Annotated in this window: 24 protein-coding genes; all 24 read left to right on the top strand. The window is 51.9% G+C overall.

Annotated features, from left to right (window positions below):
- The first annotated feature begins 2 nt into the window (after positions 1 to 2).
- The 24 genes from BMX22_RS02420 to xseA all read left to right on the top strand — a co-directional run bounded on the left by BMX22_RS02420 (position 3) and on the right by xseA (position 21,027).
- Positions 3 to 1,052 (top strand): C39 family peptidase, encoded by a 1,050-nt coding sequence (locus BMX22_RS02420; RefSeq protein ID WP_074740334.1) that lies wholly within the window; start codon positions 3 to 5, stop codon positions 1,050 to 1,052.
- Entirely contained in the window at positions 1,049 to 1,714 is a 666-nt protein-coding gene (locus BMX22_RS02415; protein ID WP_074740333.1) for an HAD family hydrolase, read from the top strand. The genes BMX22_RS02420 and BMX22_RS02415 overlap by 4 nt, the downstream gene beginning before the upstream one ends.
- A complete protein-coding gene (gene mnmA / locus BMX22_RS02410; protein WP_074740332.1) occupies positions 1,707 to 2,783 on the top strand; it encodes a tRNA 2-thiouridine(34) synthase MnmA in 1,077 nt (358 codons plus the stop codon). Before BMX22_RS02415 ends, mnmA begins: the two co-directional genes overlap by 8 nt.
- Positions 2,780 to 3,316 carry a cysteine hydrolase family protein gene (locus tag BMX22_RS02405; protein ID WP_074740331.1) on the top strand — a complete coding sequence of 179 codons (537 nt, stop codon included), beginning with the start codon at positions 2,780 to 2,782 and terminating at the stop codon, positions 3,314 to 3,316. Before mnmA ends, BMX22_RS02405 begins: the two co-directional genes overlap by 4 nt.
- Positions 3,317 to 4,039 (top strand): tRNA1(Val) (adenine(37)-N6)-methyltransferase, encoded by a 723-nt coding sequence (locus BMX22_RS02400; RefSeq protein WP_074740330.1) that lies wholly within the window; start codon positions 3,317 to 3,319, stop codon positions 4,037 to 4,039.
- The gene (gene rsmI / locus BMX22_RS02395) at positions 4,036 to 4,857 is read left to right on the top strand and encodes a 16S rRNA (cytidine(1402)-2'-O)-methyltransferase (RefSeq protein WP_074740329.1); all 822 of its coding nucleotides are present in this window, start codon (positions 4,036 to 4,038) and stop codon (positions 4,855 to 4,857) included. Before BMX22_RS02400 ends, rsmI begins: the two co-directional genes overlap by 4 nt.
- A 210-nt stretch (positions 4,858 to 5,067) precedes the next feature.
- A complete protein-coding gene (locus BMX22_RS02390) occupies positions 5,068 to 5,904 on the top strand; it encodes a PHP domain-containing protein (protein WP_074740328.1) in 837 nt (278 codons plus the stop codon).
- A gap of 34 nt (positions 5,905 to 5,938) precedes the next feature.
- Complete coding sequence (locus tag BMX22_RS02385) at positions 5,939 to 6,703, top strand: YdcF family protein (RefSeq protein WP_074740327.1); 765 nt, start codon at positions 5,939 to 5,941, stop codon at positions 6,701 to 6,703.
- A gap of 15 nt (positions 6,704 to 6,718) precedes the next feature.
- Positions 6,719 to 9,136: a lectin like domain-containing protein gene (locus BMX22_RS02380; RefSeq protein ID WP_081349023.1), complete on the top strand. Its 2,418-nt coding sequence runs from the start codon at positions 6,719 to 6,721 to the stop codon at positions 9,134 to 9,136.
- Between the two features lie 606 nt (positions 9,137 to 9,742).
- Positions 9,743 to 11,200 (top strand): ABC transporter substrate-binding protein, encoded by a 1,458-nt coding sequence (locus BMX22_RS02375; RefSeq protein WP_074740325.1) that lies wholly within the window; start codon positions 9,743 to 9,745, stop codon positions 11,198 to 11,200.
- 105 nt (positions 11,201 to 11,305) lie between these two features.
- Positions 11,306 to 12,370 (top strand): carbohydrate ABC transporter permease, encoded by a 1,065-nt coding sequence (locus tag BMX22_RS02370; protein ID WP_074740324.1) that lies wholly within the window; start codon positions 11,306 to 11,308, stop codon positions 12,368 to 12,370.
- A complete protein-coding gene (locus BMX22_RS02365; RefSeq protein WP_074740323.1) occupies positions 12,367 to 13,260 on the top strand; it encodes a carbohydrate ABC transporter permease in 894 nt (297 codons plus the stop codon). The genes BMX22_RS02370 and BMX22_RS02365 overlap by 4 nt, the downstream gene beginning before the upstream one ends.
- Before the next feature lie 110 nt (positions 13,261 to 13,370).
- Positions 13,371 to 14,267, top strand: a complete 897-nt coding sequence (locus tag BMX22_RS02360; protein ID WP_074740322.1) for an ATPase, T2SS/T4P/T4SS family — start codon at positions 13,371 to 13,373, stop codon at positions 14,265 to 14,267.
- Position 14,268: 1 nt separating this feature from the next.
- The gene (locus tag BMX22_RS02355) at positions 14,269 to 14,772 is read left to right on the top strand and encodes a stage III sporulation protein AB (protein ID WP_074740321.1); all 504 of its coding nucleotides are present in this window, start codon (positions 14,269 to 14,271) and stop codon (positions 14,770 to 14,772) included.
- 13 nt (positions 14,773 to 14,785) lie between these two features.
- Entirely contained in the window at positions 14,786 to 14,983 is a 198-nt protein-coding gene (gene spoIIIAC / locus BMX22_RS02350; RefSeq protein ID WP_074740320.1) for a stage III sporulation protein AC, read from the top strand.
- Positions 14,977 to 15,366: a stage III sporulation AC/AD family protein gene (locus BMX22_RS02345; protein WP_074740319.1), complete on the top strand. Its 390-nt coding sequence runs from the start codon at positions 14,977 to 14,979 to the stop codon at positions 15,364 to 15,366. The genes spoIIIAC and BMX22_RS02345 overlap by 7 nt, the downstream gene beginning before the upstream one ends.
- An 8-nt stretch (positions 15,367 to 15,374) precedes the next feature.
- Complete coding sequence (locus BMX22_RS02340; protein ID WP_074740318.1) at positions 15,375 to 16,475, top strand: stage III sporulation protein AE; 1,101 nt, start codon at positions 15,375 to 15,377, stop codon at positions 16,473 to 16,475.
- A 4-nt stretch (positions 16,476 to 16,479) separates the two neighbouring features.
- Complete coding sequence (locus BMX22_RS02335; RefSeq protein ID WP_074740317.1) at positions 16,480 to 16,941, top strand: hypothetical protein; 462 nt, start codon at positions 16,480 to 16,482, stop codon at positions 16,939 to 16,941.
- Entirely contained in the window at positions 16,925 to 17,455 is a 531-nt protein-coding gene (locus tag BMX22_RS02330; RefSeq protein ID WP_074740316.1) for a hypothetical protein, read from the top strand. Before BMX22_RS02335 ends, BMX22_RS02330 begins: the two co-directional genes overlap by 17 nt.
- 10 nt (positions 17,456 to 17,465) lie before the next feature.
- Positions 17,466 to 18,029 (top strand): SpoIIIAH-like family protein, encoded by a 564-nt coding sequence (locus BMX22_RS02325; RefSeq protein ID WP_074740315.1) that lies wholly within the window; start codon positions 17,466 to 17,468, stop codon positions 18,027 to 18,029.
- Between the two features lie 101 nt (positions 18,030 to 18,130).
- Positions 18,131 to 18,466 carry an Asp23/Gls24 family envelope stress response protein gene (locus BMX22_RS02320; RefSeq protein WP_074740314.1) on the top strand — a complete coding sequence of 112 codons (336 nt, stop codon included), beginning with the start codon at positions 18,131 to 18,133 and terminating at the stop codon, positions 18,464 to 18,466.
- Positions 18,467 to 18,486: 20 nt separating this feature from the next.
- Entirely contained in the window at positions 18,487 to 18,897 is a 411-nt protein-coding gene (gene nusB, locus BMX22_RS02315) for a transcription antitermination factor NusB (RefSeq protein ID WP_074740313.1), read from the top strand.
- Positions 18,890 to 19,846 (top strand): peptidase M22, encoded by a 957-nt coding sequence (locus tag BMX22_RS02310; protein WP_074740312.1) that lies wholly within the window; start codon positions 18,890 to 18,892, stop codon positions 19,844 to 19,846. The genes nusB and BMX22_RS02310 overlap by 8 nt, the downstream gene beginning before the upstream one ends.
- The gene (gene xseA / locus BMX22_RS02305; RefSeq protein WP_074740311.1) at positions 19,837 to 21,027 is read left to right on the top strand and encodes an exodeoxyribonuclease VII large subunit; all 1,191 of its coding nucleotides are present in this window, start codon (positions 19,837 to 19,839) and stop codon (positions 21,025 to 21,027) included. The genes BMX22_RS02310 and xseA overlap by 10 nt, the downstream gene beginning before the upstream one ends.

Below are 21,027 nucleotides of genomic sequence, written 5' to 3'. Positions count from 1 at the left end.
TCATGGGAAAAAGAATGTGTGCAATAGCTGCTGCGGTCTTGTGTGCCGCGGCACTGACCTCGTGCGGCGGGCGCAAGCTCAGGCTCGATGGCAATAATGTGGTGGCGGGTTCGACGAGCTCCGCCGCATCTGTGCAGCCGACCACTGTTCAGCCTGCAACGGTTCAGACGATGACTGTTGCAGTTTCCGAGCAGACTACGTCCGCTACGAATGAGTACGGAGCTCCTGCACGTGAGGAGATAGACGTGAAGATGCCGTCTGACTATAAGCTCGGTACGAAAAAGGCTGTCAACGTCGCGACTATATTGCAGAAGCCCGAGCTGCCGACAGGCTGCGAGATAACAGCTCTGACTGAGCTGCTCAACTTTTACGGCTTCGCGGCGGACAAAGTAGAAATGGCTGATATCTTCATGGCAAACGACAGGATAGGCTACTATACCATGAACGATGCCTACATCGGTGACCCGCACAAGGAAGACGGATTTGGCTGCAATGCGCCTGTCATCGTCAGGGCTGCAAACGATTATTTCAGCTACCTCGGTTCGGACTGGTATGCTGTCGACCTCACGGGCTGCCCTATTGAAGAGGTATACTACCAGATAGAGCAGGGCAGACCTGTGGTCGTATGGACTACGATAAATCAGGTGGAGATACGCAAGGAGTTTGAGTTCAGGCTCGGCTGCGGCGAGGACTTCTACTTCAATCCGATGCAGCACTGCGTTGTGGTGTACGGCTTCGACTACGACGAAAAGGTCGTTCACGTCGCCGACCCTCTCGTAGGCTGCCGAACTTACGATATAGCGCGTTTTGAGCGCATATACGAGAGCATGGACAAGCAGGCTGTCGTTCTCTGCGGTAATGAGGAGTCGGCGGGAGTTGACTATACTACCGACGAGCAGAAAAAGATGTGGCTCGCGCAGAATCGCACCTTTGAAGATGATGAGAAGGTCTGGCTTCGGAAAAATCTCGAAAGACCGCAGCCACCCGAGCCTGAGACCGAGCCGCCTGCAACTACGGCAGATACTACAACTACTACGGAGGCAAAAACTTGATAAAAGGCATTATTTTCGACCTTGACGGCACACTGATAGATTCTATGGGAATGTGGTATGACATCGACCGCCGATTCCTTGCCGAAAACGGAGTGACAGACCCTCCTGCGGGCATATCGTGGAAGATAAAGCAGATGACTATCGAAACTGCGGCGGAGTTCATGATAAGCGAGTTCGGGCTTGATTTGACTCCCGTGCAGGTGATACGCAGGATTGAAGAGCTCGTGCGTGAGGAGTACGAGCACAATATCCCGCTGAAAAAGGGAGCGGTCGAGCTGCTCGACTTCCTCGATATGAGGAGCATTCCCTATGGAGTAGCGACTGCTACCTACAAGGCGCTTGCGGTCGCGGTGATGAAGCGCTGCGGCGTGCTCGACAGAATGAAGTTCCTGCTCACGGACAAGGAATATCCGAACGGAAAAGGCTTCCCCGACATTTTCCTCGGTGCGGCAGAGCTCCTCGGTATATCTCCCGCAGAGACCCTTGTGGTCGAGGATTCGCTGCACTGCATAGAGACAGCTGCGAGCGCGGGATTCCTCACGGCGGCTGTCTACGAAAAGACAGCTGCTTCAGAGTGGGAGCAGATAAAGGCGGCGTCTGACTACAGCTTCATGGAGCTCGGCGAGCTGAAAACGCTTTTTGAGGTGACTGAGAATGAGTAGGGTAATGGTCGGCATGAGCGGCGGAGTTGACAGTTCTGTAGCCGCTATGCTGCTGAGAGAGCACGGGTACGACGTCACGGGCGTGACGCTGAAAATGTTCGGTGACGAGGACGTTGCGGAGGCGGTAAAAGAAGGCAAGACCTGCTGCGCGCTCTCGGATGTGCTCGATGCGCGTGATGTCGCGAGAAAGCTCGGCTTTGAGCACCTTGTCTTCAACTTCAAGGACTGCTTCCGCGAGAACGTCATGGAGCACTTCGCACAGAGCTATATCAGCGGAAGGACGCCGAATCCGTGTATAGAGTGCAACCGCCGCGTCAAGTTTGACGCTATGCTCAGGCGAGCAATGGAGCTCGGATATGATTACATCGCGACGGGGCATTATGCCGTTATCGAGTTCGACGAGGCTCGCGGGCGCTTTCTGCTGAAGCGTCCCGCGGACAGGAGCAAGGACCAGACCTACGTGCTTTATTCGCTCACGCAGGAGCAGCTCGCGCATACGCTGTTCCCGCTCGGTGCGCTCGAGAAGCCGCAGGTGCGTGCTCTCGCGGAGCAGGCGGGGCTCGTCAACTCCGACAAGCCGGACAGTCAGGACATATGCTTCGTCCCCGACGGAGACTATGCGGGCTTTATCAGCCGATTCAAGGGCATTTCTCCCAAGCACGGGAGCTACATAGACATGGACGGCAATGTCCTCGGTGAACACAGGGGCGTTATCTGCTATACCGTCGGTCAGCGCAAGCACCTCGGTATCTCGCTCGGCAAGCCAGCCTACGTAGTACGCAAGGACGTGCAGGCTAACACGGTCACGCTTGGCGACGAGGCTGATTTGTACTCGCGCTCGCTTATAGCCGAGGACTTCAACCTCATCTCGGTCGCTGAGCTGACAGAGCCCATGCGCGTGACTGCAAAGACGAGGTACAGTCAGCATGAGCAGCCCGCGACGGTCTCCTTTCTCGGGGACGGGCGGTATATGGTCGAATTCGACGAGCCGCAGCGTGCTGTCACAAGCGGACAGGCGGTCGTACTCTACGACGGGGACATCGTTGTAGGCGGAGGAACGATAATATGACAAAAACGGCTCTTCTTGTTATCGACGCGCAAGAGCTCATGACCACCGAAAAGCTCTATGCTTACGATACATATATCGCAAATGTCCGCGACCTCATAGCCGAAGCTCGTGAGAACGGTGCGGAGGTCATATATGTCCGCCATGATGACGGCGAGGGCAAGCCGCTCTCAAAGGGCAATGAGGGCTTTGACGTATGCGGGCAGTTCGCTCCCGAGGCGGGCGAGCGCGTATTCGACAAGTATGTGAACAGCCCCTTCCGTGACAGCGGACTACTTGGATATCTGCTGGAGAAGGGCGTGAAAAGACTCGTTGTCACGGGCTTGCAGACGGATTACTGCATTGACGCGACTGTCAAGTGCGGCTTTGAGCGCGGCTTCGAGATGATAGTTCCCGAATACTGCAACTCTACCTTCGATAATGTCTTTATGACAGCGGAGCAGACCTACCGCTACTATAACGATTTCATTTGGCAGAACAGGTACGCGAGGTGCGTGAAAATGGCGGAAGTGCTTGATATGATACGGAGTAAATGAATGGACTACAAATACGAAAAACTGACAGATAAGATATACGTCTGTGCGAGCAGCGACCACCGCTTCGGCACGGACGCCTTCCTGCTCGCGGATTTTTCGCAGTACCGCGCAAAGGACAAGGTCTGCGACCTCGGGACGGGCTGTGGGATAATCCCACTTATAATGCAGAAGAAAATGCCGCCGCAGGTCACCTATGCCGTGGACATTCAGGAGGGCGCGATAGAGCAGCTCCGCCTCGGAATGGAGCGCAGCGAGACGAGCGGTATCGTGCCCGTGTGCGCCGATTTGAAGGAGCTCTGGGAGGGCGCGCCCATCGGACGGCTCGACCTCGTGACCTGCAACCCGCCGTATAAGGTGAACAATGCGGGCTTCCAGAGCGCGATAACGGCTCAGCGCATAGCCCGTCATGAGATACTCTGCACGATAGATGACGTCTGCGCGGCGGCGGAGAAATTGCTCAAATTCGGGGGAAGGCTGTGTGTCTGCAATCGTCCCGAGCGCCTCAGCGACGTGATGTACGCGATGAAGTCCCACAACATCGAGCCCAAGCGCCTCCGCATGGTGTCGAAGAACGCGGACGAGGCTCCGTGGCTCTTCCTCATCGAGGGCAAAAAGGGCTCGAAGCCGTTCATGAAGATAGAGCCGCAGCTTTATATCCGCAGCGGCGACGGTTTCACGGACGAGCTGCAAAGGATTTACGACACGGGAAAGGAGCAGGTATGAGCGGCACACTTTACATAATAGGTACGCCTATCGGCAATATGGAAGATATCACCCTCCGTCAGCTGAGAATGCTCGCTGAGGTGGACTTCATCTGCGCCGAGGACACCCGCGTCACGCTGAAGCTTCTGACGCGGCACGAGATAAAAAACGAGCTTGTGAGCTTTCATCAGCACAGTTCGCGCACAGAGGCTCAGCACATCATAGACCGCATTCTCGCGGGCGAGAGCTGCGGTGTCGTCACCGACGCGGGTATGCCTTGTATCTCCGACCCCGGCGAGGTCCTTGTGAAGCTTGCTTATGAGAACGGCATAGATGTGAGGGCGGTACCGGGACCGTCGGCAGTGGTGACTGCGGCGGCACTTTCGGGGATGCATCTGAGCAGATTCACCTTCGAGGGCTTCCTCTCTGTGAACAAGAAGGAGCGCGCAGAGCAGCTCGAACGTCTTCGCGGCGAGACAGGTGCGATGATATTCTATGAGGCTCCGCATAAGCTGAAAAACACGCTCGCAGACCTTGCCGACTTCTTCGGCGGGGACAGGCATATCTCGATATGCCGTGAGATAACGAAGCTACATGAGGAGACTCTGCGCATGACGCTCGCTGAGGCTGTGAGCTATTACAACGAGAACGAGCCGCGCGGAGAGTACGTGCTCGTTGTAGAGGGCGGTAGCTCCGACAGCGAGGAGCTTACGCTCGAGCAGGCACTGGAACAGGTGAAGAAGCTCATCTCTATGGGCGAGAAGCCTACAGACGCCTGCAAAGCCGTCGCGAAGGAGACGGGCTTCAAAAAGGGAGAGCTTTATGCGGCTCTTCAATGACGGTATATAGCCATTTTATACTTTTGGAAGTTTTTTTCGGTCAGATCGGCAGAAAAATTGTACGAAAATACTTGAAATCTGTCGTAATATGTGATATAATTATTATCGCTGTATGTACTTCTTTTTGTGATATTGACATCATATAATGCAGTATATATTATTTTGTCTGCCGCAGTTTCATTTTTGCGGCATTGGAAAGAGGTTTGAACAATGATCTGCGATCTGCACTGTCATACCAAGCTGTCTGACGGCTCGCTCGGTATAGAGGACATCATCTCTCAGGCAAAACGCACTGGTATAGAATGCCTGTCTATTACCGATCACGACACCATGGCTTCGTTTTCAAGAGCTGAAGTGCTCGGGCAGCGCGAGGGTGTGAAGATACTTCGCGGTGTTGAGCTCTCCGCTTGGGACAAGGACAGAAACAGTAAGGTACATATTCTCTGCTACGCTCCGCAGAAGCCTGACAGGCTTGAGGGACTGTGCCTCAAATCCTGCGAGATAAGAAAGGCTTGCTCGAAGGAGATGATAGACAAGGTGATGTCAAAGTACCCAATTACCCTCGAGAGCATCCTCAAGCATACTACCGCTTCAAAGAGCATTTTCAAGCAGCATATCATGCGTGCTCTTATAGATTACGGCTATGCGCTGGAATTCTACGGCGAGCTCGACAGAGAGCTCTTCAACCCAAAGATAGGCTCATGCTACGTTGAGCGTGAATATCCCGATGTAAACTTTGTCATCGACCTTATCCACACCGCAAGGGGAGTGGCTGTAATGGCTCATCCCGCACAGTACGATAACATTGAGCTACTTGAGGAGCTCGCGAAGAAGGGCAAGATAGACGGCGTAGAGATAGGTCACTACTCAGCGGACGAGAACTACCGCAAGGAGCTCGGTGCCATTGCTGACAGGTATGAGCTCATCAGGACGGGTGGCTCCGACTTCCACGGACTCTATAACAGTGTGCCTACCCATCTCGGCAGCGAGCTCACCGCTCAGGAGGAAGTCGACCGCATCATCAAGCTCGCGGCCAAGAAGGACTGACGTTTAAATAATGCTTAACTTTATCAGGTCAGAAATGAGAGTTATACCGACTCTCATTTCTTTTATAGTATTCATTATATTTCTTCTGCCCCTTACGGGTGGGATAATCAACCTCGGCAATATAGCGGGAGCTTCCGTATCGGGAGTTCTGACGGCTTTTTTCCTGTTCTACGGCAGGACAAGCAGCTTTGTCGCTCGCCTGTGGGAGAGCAGGGGCGGGCGTGGGCTCGTGTGTACGCTTTCGGCTATCACGGTCATATGCATTGCGGTTGCGGCGGTGATAAGCTTCTTCATGGTAAGGGAGATGCACGATTCCCCGACCGATACCGATACCACGGTGGTAATTCTCGGCTGCAAGGTCAAAAACGGCTCGCCGAGCCTTATGCTCAGACGCAGGCTTGACACGGCTTACACCTACCTCGCCGATAATCCGAACGTATGTGTGATAGTGTCGGGCGGACAGGGCAAGGACGAGAGCGTCAGTGAGGCAAAGTGCATGAGAGACTATCTCATCGGGCGTGGTATAGCTCCTGAGCGTATCTTTGAGGAGGACAAGTCCACTACCACTGACGAGAACCTACGCTTCTCGCACGATATCATCAGGCAGGAGGGGCTTCCCGAGCACATAACGATAGTAACTGACGGCTTCCACCAGCTTCGTTCGGATATGAAGGCGAAAAAGCTCGGTATGGAGGCGTATAATATATCTGCGCATACCCCATGGTGGCTCGCGCCGACATACTGGGTGAGGGAGTGGTTCGGTATCGCTTACTACACCGCGCGCGATGTCATTTCCTGACAAGGGAGGTAAGTTATGAGAGCTTTTCTGAAACGTGCATTTTCAGCGGCGGCAGCTCTTAGCCTTGCCGCCTCATGTAACGGTGGTGTCGGTTTTGCGGAACTGCGAGCGTTCGCTGATGATGGCGTATCGCGTGGGTATGCACTGTCTCAGCCTGTGCCGTATATGAGAGTCAAAGGAGCAGACGGAGCTTTGGAGCTCGTTCCGCAGGCGAGTGCTTTTACTGCTGATACGGGAGAGACGGAGTTCCCGAGCAGCTTCAGTATGCGTGAGAGCTGTCCCGTATCGCCCGTGAAGACTCAGACTCCATATGGTACGTGCTGGGCACATTCTGCGATAGCGAGCGCTGAGAGCAGTGTAATACAGAGCAATATGACGGTCGACCTGTCCGAGTTCCACACGGCGTATTACGGTGCGCTGTCGGATGAAGCCTATGTCACCGACAAGGCGGGTGTGAACGAATTGCTCAACAGCGGTGGCAGTGCTCTTGTTGTCACGAACCTGTGGGCACAGTGGATAGGTCCTGCGGATGAGAGCGTTATCCCGTACGGGGATTTGTCTGCTTTCGAGAACAGCGGCGCGCTTGATGATAAGCGCGGTGAATGCGCTTATCATCTCCGAAATGCCTACAGCTTCGATTACGACAGAGAACGCACGAACGAGGCTGAGGTCAACTCGCTGATCAAGCAGTTCGTTTATGACGGACACGCTGTAGATGTTTCATTCTACTCAGACGCTGTGAAGAATTACAGCTCCGAGTTCTCGTCGTCAAATACGTACAGGAAACCGCGTTTTGCAAATCACTCGGTCGCTATAGTCGGCTGGGATGACAGCTTCCCGAAGGAGAATTTTACCAATCCTGCCGCTCGGGACGGCGCTTGGCTCGTCAAGAACAGCTGGGGCGATTCTTACGGCGAAGACGGCTTTATCTGGATATCCTACTGCGACAGGTCGCTGACGGAGTTCGCTGTGTTCGAGCTCGGTGATAAAGATGACTATACTGAGCTGTATCAGCACGACACCTATCCGCAGCTGCAAAGTCTTTCCGCATATGATGATATCGACGAGATCCGACCTTCGTATATGGCGAATGTCTTTACTGCCGACGAGGACACGCAGATAGCTGCGATAGGCACGTATATCGTTTCTCCAGATACCAACTACGAAATAACGATCTATACCGACCTCTCGGATACGGCTGACCCTTCCTCGGGAACGGCTTCATCCGTGACGAAGGGAAGCTGCGGCTATACGGGCTTTATGACGCTTGACCTCGACAGATGCGTCGAAGTAAGCGCGGGCGAAACCTTTGCGGCGGTTGTGAAGCTCTACTGCGCGGATACCCCGTTCGTAGTTCCTCTGGAGACTGTAATGTACGTCACAAACGACGAGAGCGGCGAGATCACGAGCCTCGGCAGCTATACTACCTATGACGGCATCCTCGCCTCGACAAATGCGGGTGAGAGTTTTTACAGCCTCGACGGTACGGAGTGGGTGGACGTAGTCTCGGACAATATTGTCTACACCGACGAGGAGGAGCAGGAGCTCCTTGCCGCGGTCAAGGACGACCTCTACGACGGACTCGAGGAGACTGATACCGATGAGCTAAAAGCAGCAGAGATGGCTTATGCAAGCATGGAAATGCTCTTCTCGGAGGGAACTGTCGCGATAAAGAGCGGAAATATCTCGATGAAGGTATTCGGCAGAGAGAAAGGCTCGGTCGGATTCTCGCATATGAGCGGGGCAGTGCCCGCAGGCGAGAGGGTGGAGCTCATTTCTCCCGACGGCGGTGATGTGTACTACAGCACGGGCAGAGAATACAGTCTGTATACAGAGCCGATAGAGATAACGGAGAATGTTACGCTCAGGGCGGCAACTGCTCCCGACGGCAGCGGCTGCGTATCACAGAGAAGCTTTTACCCCGAGAAGCCCGAGCTTTACTATATGAAATATGTAATATCGGACGGTACGGGCGTGACCAATAAAAAAGACGCAGGTTACCGTGCGGGGCAGGAGGAAGTTTTGCTGACTGTGCCCGAGGATACTGTCGACGTGTATCTCTACACCGATTCGTTCGGTGAGGTCGCGTGCGGTACGAACGCGGTAATGAGCTCCGAGAAGATACGAATCCCCGTCAGCAGTGCGGCTGCTTCGGCGGAGATAAAAGTTCAACGCGAGGGACTTGCTGACAATATAATAAGGATAAGAGTTATCGGAGACGCGTACAAGCTCGGCGACGCTGACGGCAGCGGTATGGTCGATGCCAAGGATGCGAGCCTTGTGCTTATGCACTATTCTTCACAGTCTACAGGCGGATCGGGAGCGCTCCCCGATGAAATGGAGATGTATTCCGATTACAACGGTGACGGCGAAATAGACGCACGTGACGCCAGCGGAATCCTCGCGTACTACTCACTGATTTCCACGAGGTGAATATAGACAAAAACGGACTTGACTGTTTTGTACCATATTGGGATATTTAGGCAATAGGTATAAAAGAAACGCGCCGTTTATGTGTAATAAGGTCAAAATACACTTTTACCGTTTTGTAACTTTTAGATTTTACAGCCTGTAATTATGTAAAAACTAACAAAAGAACGGTGTTGAAAATGTACAGAATGTTCAAAAAACGTTTACAGAACTATTCAAAGCATTGACTTTAGCTGTGAAATACGGTATATTGTAAATGCAAAAGCAATACTCCTGCAATATAGAAATAAGGCAGTTACGTATAACAACGCTCGATGATGAGGTGCCCCACAAGCGGAGGACGTCCGTCGGGGAACCGATACGGTGAGCGATGGTGTACGGATAGCGGAGGACTTCCGCAGAAAGTGTTGCTCAAACATTATTTACAGAGGCATCAGCCTTTAGTAATAGTCCTTACGGACACTACGGCAGTTCTGACGAGACGCTATGCAGCGGCGAGGACAGTCGTCGTGCGGAACAGAACGAAAGAGACAGCCACACAAATCCATCTAAACCAAAGCGTATTATATTTTTAAAATATAATATACATATTTAAGGAGGAAAATTCTAATGAACACACTTAAGAAGACATTAGCATTAGTAGCTACACTTGCAATGGCTGCAACAGCATTCGCAAGCTGCGGCGACGACGAGAGCTCCAGCTCTTCATCCAAGGAGACAACAACTAAGGAGGCTGCTTCTGAGGGCGAGACCACAACAGGTGCTCCCGAGGAGTCAACAGGTGAGATCGACGCTTCTGTTAAGACAGGCGGCGACACATTCACAGTTGCAGCTTGGAACGCAGACGACGTTCCTACTCTTATCGCTCAGTGGAAGGGTCTTTCCTATGACACAATCAAGGACGACCTCGCTGATGACAAGGTAGACGGCATTCACTTCATCTCCTTCGGTGTTGGCGGCGGCGACGCTTCCGAGCGTTATGACCAGCTCTTCAACGACGGCGGCGACCTCGACGTTTACTTCTGCGAGGCTGACTGGGCTCTCAAGTACATCAACGATGACTCCAAGACTCTTGCTCTCAGCAAGCTCGGTCTCGGCGACAGCGATTTCGCTAACATCTACAAGTACACAGATGAGATCGGTAAGGATTCCAACGGCGTTCGTAAGGGCGTTTCATGGCAGGCAGCAGCAGGCGGCTTCGCTTACAGAGCTGACCTCGCTAAGGATTACCTCGGTGCTTCTACACCCGCTGAGATGCAGGCTAAGGTTGCTGACTGGGATAAGTTCGTTGAGGCTGCTAAGACAGTTCAGGATAAGTCTTCCGGTAAGACAGCTCTCGCTGATACAGTTGGCGGTATGTGGCAGGCATTTGCTTGCGGCCGTACACAGCCTTGGGTTGTTGATAACAAGCTCGTTATCGATGACTTCTGCCAGAACTTCGCTGATACAGCTAAGGCTCTCTGGGATTGCGGCGGCGTAACAAAGAACAGCCAGTGGACAGATGAGTGGACTGCTGCTGGTTCTAACGATGCTTGCATGGGTTACTTCGTATCTACATGGGGCTTCGGTGGCTTCTTCCTCGACGCAGCAGGCGGCGAAGGCGGCGCTACATACGGTAAGTGGAACGTTTGCCAGGGCCCGCAGGCATTCTTCTGGGGCGGTACTTGGATCGTTGTTAATCCCGCAACTGACAACGGCGAAGAGGCTCGTGACTTCATCATCTCTGCAACTTCTGACGAGGCTCAGATGTCTGCTTACGCTAAGAACAAGCCTGAGTATGTAAACAACACAAAGGTTATGGATGACCTCATCTCTGCTAACACAGTATTCAACGAGAAGATCTCCAACAACTTCGCTGACAAGCAGAACTACTTCGCAGAGCTTGCTAACAACGCTAAGACAATCAACTTCAATGGTCTTATCACTCCTTACGATGCAGCTGTTAAGGGCGAGTTCCTCAACGCTGTAACAGACGAGTACCTCAAGGGTGGCAAGTCTTGGGATGATACAGTTGTAACATTCAAGAAGAAGGTTGTAGAGGCTGTTCCTGGTATCACAGTTGAATAATCCCTTAAAACAACATAACATTTAACACAAATTATGCCTACGGAATACTTATGTATTCCGTAGGTGTATATTTGTTACTAATCAATTCACGAGAGGGTGTGTGTTATGGCAACAGCTGCTCAGCGCCGCATTAAATCTATAAGCTACGCTAAGTATGGCTATATTTTCATACTGCCATTTTTTATTGTTTATCTCTTCTTCCAGTTCTGGCCGTTGATCAATACGTTCATCGTATCTTTCCACGGTAATAGTGACACAGGTCTCGATACTTTTGTCGGTGTCAAGAACTACACAGACCTTTTATTCGGTTCCAAGAACCAGTTTGCTCTCGCTACTCAGGTTCATGAGAGCTTCCTCAGAACTCTTGGCAATACGGTTATCCTTTGGGTGGGTAACTTCATTCCTCAGATCATTCTTTCTCTTTCCCTTGCGGTTTGGTTCACCGAAGCAAACCTCAAGATCCCGGGCAAGGAATTCTTCAAGATAGTTATGTATCTTCCCAATATCATCACTGCTGCTTCAGTTGCCGTACTCTTTGTACAGCTCTGCGGTCAGTCTGAGACAAACCCCGGTGCGATCAACTCCCTTCTTAACAAGATCGGTATCGTAAAGTCGCTTCCCGGTAACAAGGTCGATTGTATCCCCTTCATTGAGGGTATTTGGCCTTCACGTATAATCATCATGTTCATCCAGACATGGATGTGGTTCGGTAATACCATGATCATGCTCATGTCCGGTATCCAGGGTATCAACCCCTCACTTTTCGAGGCTGCTGCTATTGACGGCGCAAGCTCGGGACAAGTTTTCCGCAAGATCACTCTGCCCCTCCTTACTCCCATCATGGCTTATACTCTTGTTACATCTATGATCGGTGGTCTTCAGATGTTCGATATTCCTTACCTCTATAATAAGGACGGTAAGGTCGGCGAGCACGTTGAGACTATTGCTGCTCTTATTTACAGCTACTTCCACGTTGCTGACCTGAATCAGAGTAAGCTCGGTTACTCAGGTGCTGCGTCAATTCTTCTGTTCTTCATCACTCTTATCCTCGGCTGTATCGCGTTCTATATGACTCGTGATAAGGACGAGATCGCTAAGAAGAAGCAGAGAAAGAAGATCGCAAAACAGCTCAAGGCAGAAAGTAAACAGTTTGGAGGTTTTTCAATATGAGTAAAATGAATTCAGTCTATGGAAAAACCAAGGATAACTACAGAACAAAGATCATTCTCAAGTCGGCTATCCTCTTTATCTGGTTCACTATCCTTACAATCATCTGTTTATTTCCGATATATATCCTTCTCGTAAACGCAACACGTGACCATACTTCTATTGCTAACGGTATCAGCTTCATTCCCAGCACTCACATCTTTGACAACTACAAAATGGTTACAAGTGCCGACTACAGACTGAACTACCGTGCTCTTTATGGTTACAGAAACAGCTTGATTATCACTTGCTGTTCGTGCTTCCTTACTGTTTTCTTCTCAGCTCTTACAGCTTACGGTATCCATGTTTACGATTTCAAGCTCAAGGAGATCTCCTATGCGGTTGTTCTTCTTGTAATGATGGTTCCTATGCAGGTAACATCAGCAGGTTTCCTGAGCTTCATGTCCAAGATCCACCTCACAAATACATACTGGCCCCTTATTCTTCCCTCTATTGCAGCTCCGGGTGTAGTATACTTTATGAGGTCGTATATGAAGTCTTCATTCCCGCTTGATATCGTTGAGGCTGCTCGTATCGACGGCTGCGGCGAGTTCAGGACATTCGTTTCTATCGCTATCCCGATGATGAAGCCCGCTATAGCTGTTCAGGCTATCTTCGCTTTCATCGCAAGCTGGAACAACTTCTATACTCCTAACATGATCCTTATCAATGTTAAGGTCAGCAAGAAGACCCTTCCTATGATGATCTCGGCTATTCAGTCGTCTGACCGATTCAATGATTACGGTGCTATTTACCTTGCTATCGCAATGGCTATCATCCCGATCATTATCGCTTACGTATTCCTCTCGAGATTCATCATCGCAGGTGTTGCTCTTGGTGGTGTAAAGGAATAATTTCACTTATAAACAGCGTACTTTGGTACGCTGTTTTTTTTTCGCCTTGATGCTCTCTTTGTTCTATTACTCTTTTGCTCTGCATACACTGTAGTAAAGGAGCGATGAAAATGAATGAACGTACAAGCCTTGAGATAATTGCAGATCACCTCAGCGAGAGGCTGAGAGTGACGCTTTTGCGCTCAGTCGGAGCTATAAGCAGCGAAGTTACGGAGATACGGCTTTATCTGGGACAACCTGTTGCCGCTGTCTTTCCTGACAGGATAGCTTTCCTTACGGGGAACTCTCTCACCGCAAGCAGCAGCAATACCTCCTGCGTGAGGTGTACTGCTGAGGATATTCGTAAGACCATTGATTCCGTCACACATTTTTCATTCCACAGTCATGTCAGCGAGTTCAGGCAGGGTTATTTTATCGTAGGAAATGGTATTCGTGCGGGTATATCAGGCGTGTATAACTTGGACGGAATAATAACTGAGGTCACGGGTATCAGTTTCCGTATCTCACGCTGTGTTATTGGCTGCGCGGACGAGCTTGTCGGTCTTATTGACGGCGGGCTCCTCATCTGCGGAGGTGTGAACTCGGGCAAGACTACGCTTCTTCGTGATATCAGCCGTATGATCGGCAGACGAAAGAAAGTCGCTCTCATTGATGAGCGCGGTGAGATAGCTGCTGTTTCGGGCGGACAGTTTGGCAGCGATGTCGGCGTGCTTACAAATGTGATGAGCGGTTGTCCGCGTAATATAGGTGTTGTCTCTGCTATACGCTCTCTCTCGCCTGACTGGATCATATGTGATGAGATAGCCGATGATTCCGATACCGAGGCTATGCTCGCGGGGGCGGGCTGTGGGATCAGCTTCATCGCGACTGTCCATGCGAACAGCTTCGAAGCACTGAAACGCCGTCCCTTTGCGAAAAAACTCCTTTCAGCAGGTCTCTTCGCAAGAGCAGCTTTTCTTGCGGGCGCGTCATCTCCCGGGAAAGTTCTCGATGTGAGGGAGCTCTGATATGATGATGAGATTTGTCGCTTCCGCTGCATTTGCGGCTGCGGGCGGGATAGTCGGCTTTGCGTTTGCAGAAAAACTTCGACGCGAGCAGAAGTTATGTGCGCTGATAGTTAGGTTGCTGCAAAGGACAGCTTTCCTTGTCGGCTACAGGTGTGATGATGTCTACTCTGTGTGTGCGGAACTCAGGCGTGACAGCGAGCTCTCGGCACTCACGTTTTTGGAGTCTTTGCCTAAGAGCTTCGAGAGTGGAGAAAACTTTCGCATTTGCTGGGAAAATGCAGTCAGGTCGGCAGGATTTGCTGATGACGAAGAAGATGTACTTCTCAAACTCGGCAATATAATTGGTCGCAGTGACAGCGAAAGTCAGGTCGATTCGATTCGCTGGCTCGAGCACACGCTCTCAGAGACCGAAAAGAAAAGAAGCGAGGCGTACCTCCGCAAAGGGAGACTCTACCGCAGCGTGGGGCTTCTTTTCGGCGTTATGGTCGGTATCCTTGTGATATGAAAGGACGTTGGCAATGGACATAGACCTTATTTTTAAAATTGCAGGAGTGGGGATAATCGTTGCTGTGCTCAATCTCGTTCTGAAGCGCGCAGAGCGTGAGGAACAGGCAATGATGACTACTCTTGCTGGACTCATTGTTGTGCTCCTTATCATCGTGCGGGAGATAGGCGGGCTGTTTGACACTGTGAAATCTGTTTTCGGACTATGGTAGAGAATGCTTTTTCAACTGCTGTTTTCTGCGTTGCTTCTGCGATATTGGCTGTTCTTCTGCGGCAGTATGTACGCGAACAGTCGTTGTTTATTTCTCTTGCAGCTTGCGTCGCAGTTACCGGAGCTCTCTTTGGGATGCTCACACCCGTGCTTGACGATATTCGTGATATCTTCCTCGATTCGGGGCTCCCCGAGAGCTACATATCACTTGTTTTTAAGGCGACTGCAATCTGCCTCATCACGCAGATAACCTCCGACCTGTGCAGGGACAGCGGTGAGACTGCTATCGCTTCAGCGGCTGAACTGTGGGGGCGGGGAGCGGTGACTTTCATCAGCCTTCCTCTCGTTAGGACTCTTATTTCGCGTATCACCGAGATTTTGTGAGGTGTGGCATGAGAAATACTATTATTGCGGCTTTGAGCTTTGTGCTCTTGCTGGCGGTTGTCGTGCCGTATACTGCGATTGCGGACGAGCCCGATGAAGTCTATGCAGAAGTAACAGAACAGCTTGATGATGCTCTTGCGGAGTTTGACCTCGGTATCGGCTATGACGACATTTCTTCGCTAAGCTTCGGTGAGCTGGCGTCTGTCGTTAGTGACAGGGTCGAAGCTCGTCTTGCTGCTCCGATAAGGCTTCTTTCCGCGATCATGCTTGTTATCGCGGCAGCTTCGGTGCTCCGAGCTTCGGCAGGCAGCACACTTGGAGGTACATCGGGCAGTAACTATGATATGGTCTGCGTTACGGCAGCAGCGGCGGTGACTGCTCCGCAGCTCATAGACGTTTATCGCTCTACCGTTGAGGAGATAGAGCTTTGCGGCGGATTCATCATAGTCTTTGTTCCCGTGTTTACAGCTGTATCGGTGATGTGCGGCGGGGCGGCTTCCGCTGGCGTGTACCATATGCTGATACTCGGCGCTTCGGAGCTCATAACCGAATTGTCCGAGAGCTTGCTCATGCCGATACTCGGTGCGACTACTGCACTCTCCGTGACGGGGAGCGTTTTTCCCGATTCAGCGCTCGATAGCGTGGTCGGACTGCTCAAAAAGGCGCTGACTTGGAGCATCACCCTTGTTATGGGGCTCTTTACGGGATTTGTAACGCTCAAATGCACCATAGCGGGAAAGGCTGACGGAGTTGCAGTGAAGGCTGTAAAATCACTTATTTCGGGAGCTGTGCCGATCGTCGGCGGAGCTGTTTCCGATGCATATGCCACAGTCAAGGGCAGCTTTGAGATTATCGGCAGCACCGTCGGTGCGGCAGGTATTATCGGTATCATCTTGCTACTTCTTCCGAAGGTACTGGAGCTGTTCGTGTATCGCGGCGTAATGCTGCTCGGAGCTGCCGCAGCAGATATGTTTGGTGCACCGTCGGTGTCAAAGCTGCTTAAAAGTCTTGACGGAGGTCTTGCAGCGGCGCAGTGTGTACTGGTGTGCTATTCGCTGATGTTCGTGATATCATCGGCGATACTGACACAGTCTATTGGACAGGGGTGAGTTTATGGACATAAAAGCAGCAGTGCTTGCAGTGTGTTCGGTCACGGCGGCAAAATGCCTTATTGGTCAGACGGCAGGCAGCTTAAAAATGAAGGGGCAGCTCAAGCTGATACTGGACATACTCCTCGCGCTTGTGATAACAGCGCCTTTCGTGAGCGGCTTTTCTGATCTTGCTCTTCCGGAGATAGGTGCATATGAGCTCTCGGATACGGAATATCAGCAGGAGCTGTATGACCGTGCTCTCGCAGAGCAGACTGCCACGAATGTGGAGAATATCCTTATAGAGCAGTTAGCCGCCGCAGGGATAGACTGCAAAAAAATCTCAGCGGAGGTTAATATTTTGTCTGACGGGAGCATATCTATTAGTAGAGTGACGGTGGACACAGAAGATATCGCGGGCGCAGCGGAGGTCATACGATGCACGCTCGGGGACGAAACGGAGGTCGTGAATGAAGAAATTTGGTAAGCTCGGAGAACTGCTCGGGAGCAAGAATTCAGCGATAGCCGTCACAGCTCTCGGGACAGCGGGGCTGCTTCTGATACTTATATCATCTTTTCTGTCGGACAAGAAGCAGACCTCGCCGCAGCTTCCCGAGTCTCCTGTTTCAGCGGCGTCACAGTCTGAGAGCTACTGCCGTGAGACCGAGAACAGGCTGCGTGACTTCCTGCGCCGTATAGACGGGGCGGGAGAGGTAGAGGTGTATCTCACGGTCGGGACGGGCGAGCGCTATGTCTATGCTGCCGAGGGCAGGAAGAGCAGTCAGGATAACAGAACGGAGGAGGAGAAAAAATATGTTATGACAGGAGGGAGCGGGCAGCGCGAGCCGCTCGTTGAGATGGTGGAGGTACCTGCTGTAACAGGAGCCGTGGTCGTATGTACGGGCTGCGGCGACCCTGCGGTCGAGGAGCGGATATATAAGGCTGTATCGGCTGCTCTGGGAATATCCACCGCAAGAATATACGTTACTAAGATGAAATGAGGAGCAAACTATGAAAAAACCAACTATAATCATCGGAAAGAAGCAGATAATCATGACCTGCCTCACGCTCATGCTGGCGATAGCGGTCTACATAAACTATACGACAACACCTGCTAAGTTCACTAAGAATGGCGAGTCGGTGAAGGTCGCGGAAATGGGTGATACGGTCAACTACGGCGATACCGAGTTCGTGAACGCGACACCGGAGAGCGGCGAGGCTCAGCAGGTCGATTACTTCGCGCAGGCAAGGCTCGACCGCATGAACGGACGTGATGAAGCTGTACAGACTCTCCAGACAATAATCGGCGGAGGCGACCTCACCGAGGACGAAATGGTGGTCAATGCTCTCGACGCAGTGGAGGTCTCGAAGCTGATAGAGAGCGAGGGAACTATCGAATCCCTCGTAAAAGCACAAGGCTTCGAGGACTGTGTGGCCTATCTCGACGGTGAGTCCGCGAAGGTAGTGGTCAAGACCGAGGGGCTCGATAAAGCGCAGGCGGCAGCAATAAAGGACATTATTCTCGGCGAAACAGAAATTTCTTCTGAAAATATAAGAATTTTTGAGGTAAAGTAGTTGAATATTCTGAATTTTTTTGGTATAATATAGAAGCGGGAGTGTATATTATACTTTAATTAAAAAATGCACTCAAATCTTCGCGCAACGGAGGTACAAAAATGGCTGATGTTAAAAAGAGCGCACAGAGCAAGCTCAGCATCTCGGAAGATGTTATCATCACCGTTGCCAGACTTGCCGCCCTTGAGGTAAAAGGTGTGGCAGGTCTTGACGGTGATATAACCAAGATGAGCAAGCTCAAGAAGAACGGTCCGATAACCGTAGGTGTCATCGGGGACGTCGCGGCTCTTGATATAAAGATAAAGGTCAAGAACGGCTACAAATCTATCGCAGTGGCGGAAGATGTGCAGACCGCGGTCAAGGAGGACGTTCAGAATATGACGGGCGTTGCGGTGGCGAGAGTCAACGTCATCGTTAACGGCGTGGTATTTGAATAAAAAAGAAAAGGAGAGATGAAATGTCAAGAAGAGATGTGAGAGACAGCGCGTTCAAGCTCGTTTTTGAACAGCTTCTGCGCGACGATGATATTCAGGAGCTCTATGAGATAGCTGAGGAGATAGATGAGATAACCGTGAATGACGAGGTAAAACAGCTCGTTGACGGCACACTCGTTCATGCGGAGGAGCTCGACAGTATCATCGGGAATTACAGCAAGTCAAGAAAGCTTTCACGTATTTCCAAGCTCAATCATGCCATACTGCGCATTGCGCTGTATGAATGCATTTACGATGAGAATACTCCTATGAGCGCGGCTATAAGCGAAGCAGTAAAGCTCGCGATGACCTACACCTACAAGGAGGATGCCTCCTTCATCAATGGTGTGCTCGGAGCTTTCTCCCGCGACCGCGGAGAGGCTGAAAATGCCTGAACATATCGGTATAGACACCAGTAATTACACGACTTCGGTCGCAGTGTACATCAGCGGCGAGAACCGCGTTATACAGCGGAAAAGACTGCTTCCTGTGAAGGAGGGCGAGCTCGGGCTCAGACAGAGTGACGCCGTTTTCCATCACACGAAGCAGCTCCCTGAGCTTATAGAGGAGCTTTGCGGCGAGTATCGTCCCACAAGGTCGGCAACTGTTGCGGCGTCTGTAAGACCACGCAACGTCGAGGGCTCATATATGCCGTGCTTTCTCGTCGGAGAGGGCTACGCAAGAGCGTATTCGGCGTCGACAGGCACCGAGCTGTACACGACTTCTCACCAGATAGGGCATATCCTTGCGGCACTCTATTCCGCTGACAGGCTCTCACTCGTCAGAGAACGATTCATAGCCTTCCACATCAGCGGCGGTACGACAGACTGCCTGTTGTGTGAGTCTGACAGCGACAGCGTTCTCAGTATCACTGAGGTCGGTAATTCGCTCGATCTGAAGGCGGGACAGGCTGTTGACAGGGCGGGAGTTATGCTCGGACTTCGCTTCCCGTGCGGTGCGGAGCTCGAAAAGCTTGCAATGAATGCGGATAAGCGGTTCAAGGTCAAGCCCGTCATCAAGGACGGCTGCTGCTGCCTTTCGGGTGTCGAGAACAAGTGTCGGGAGATGCTCGGGAACGGTGAAAAGCCCGAAAATATTGCGAGGTACTGCCTCGACTTCGTAGCCGAGACCATTCTCGCGATGACCGATCGTGCTATCGAAAGATTCGGCAGTCTGCCGCTCGTTTTTGCGGGAGGCGTTATGTCGGACAAGCTCATACGCGACAGGATAGTTGCCCGTTATCCGTCAGCGAGCTTCGCAGCTCCTGAGTTTTCATGTGATAATGCTGCGGGAGTCGCGATATACGGTTATCTGAGACAGGCAGGTGATGATGTATGCCTGTAGTAACGGTAACACAGGTCAACAGGTATATCGGGTCTAAGCTCAAAGGCGACAGGATATTGCAGGGCATTATGGTCAAGGGCGAGATATCGAACTTCGTCAGGCACTTCAGGAGCGGTCACTGTTACTTCTCGCTCAAGGACAGCGAGAGCTCGCTTAAAGCAGTGATGTTCGCGGGGGCTGCTTCTCGGCTGAGATTTCTTCCCGAGGACGGTATGTCCGTTGTAGTTTCGGGAAGCATATCGGTGTTTGAACGCGACGGAGCCTATCAACTCTACGCTAACGATATCATTCCCGAAGGTGCGGGCAAGGCGAGCGTTGAGCTCGAACAGCTGAAGCGCAGGCTCGAAAAAGAAGGCATCTTCTCGGAGGAGCACAAGCGTCCGCTGCCGCATATGCCCAAGAAGATAGGCGCGGTCACATCGCTCAGTGGCGCGGCTGTGCGCGATATCATCAATGTGCTGACGCGCCGCTATCCGCTGTGCGAGCTGTACGCAGTCAATGCGCTCGTGCAGGGGGAGGGGGCTCCCGAATCAATATGCAGAGGTATTCTCAGAGCCGAGCAGGCGGGCTGCGACGTGATAATCGTCGGACGCGGCGGAGGCTCGGCGGAGGACCTGAGCGCATTTAATTCAGAGCAGGTAGCGAGGACGGTATACGGCTGCAAAGTTCCTGTTATATCAGCGGTAGGTCATGAGGTAGATTTCACTGTCTGTGACCTTGCAGCGGATATGAGGGCACCGACTCCTTCTGCGGCGGCGGAGCTTGCGGCTCCCGAAATAGGGACGCTCAGGGAGACGATAGAGCAGTACGTCCGCAGAGCTGAAAAGGCGGTAAAGTCGTTGTACGGCAGGTCGGCTGAGAGATTCACGGCAGTCAGTGCAAGGCTGACGGCACAGTCTCCCGCGAACAGGCTCGTGCTCACGGAAAAGAACCTCGACCGCTGTGAAGAACGGCTCGGAGCGGCGCTTGAAAAGCTCATGGACAGGCGCGGTGCAGAGCTCAGCGAGAAGATGGCGCGGCTCGAAGCGCTCAGTCCGCTGAAGGTGATGGCTCGCGGTTATTCGCTCGTATACAGCGGTGATGAGCTCGTACGGAGCTCGGAAACGCTCAGCGCGGGAGATACCGTAACGCTTCGTTTCGACAGCGGCGGTGCCGAGGCGCAGTTAACTAAAAAATGGTGA

The organism is Ruminococcus sp. YRD2003, from assembly GCA_900109435.1.
Taxonomy (GTDB): domain Bacteria; phylum Bacillota; class Clostridia; order Oscillospirales; family Ruminococcaceae; genus Ruminococcus; species Ruminococcus flavefaciens_G.
The sequence above is the reverse complement of the archived record's forward strand: the minus strand, read 5'-3'. Positions and strand labels throughout refer to the sequence as shown.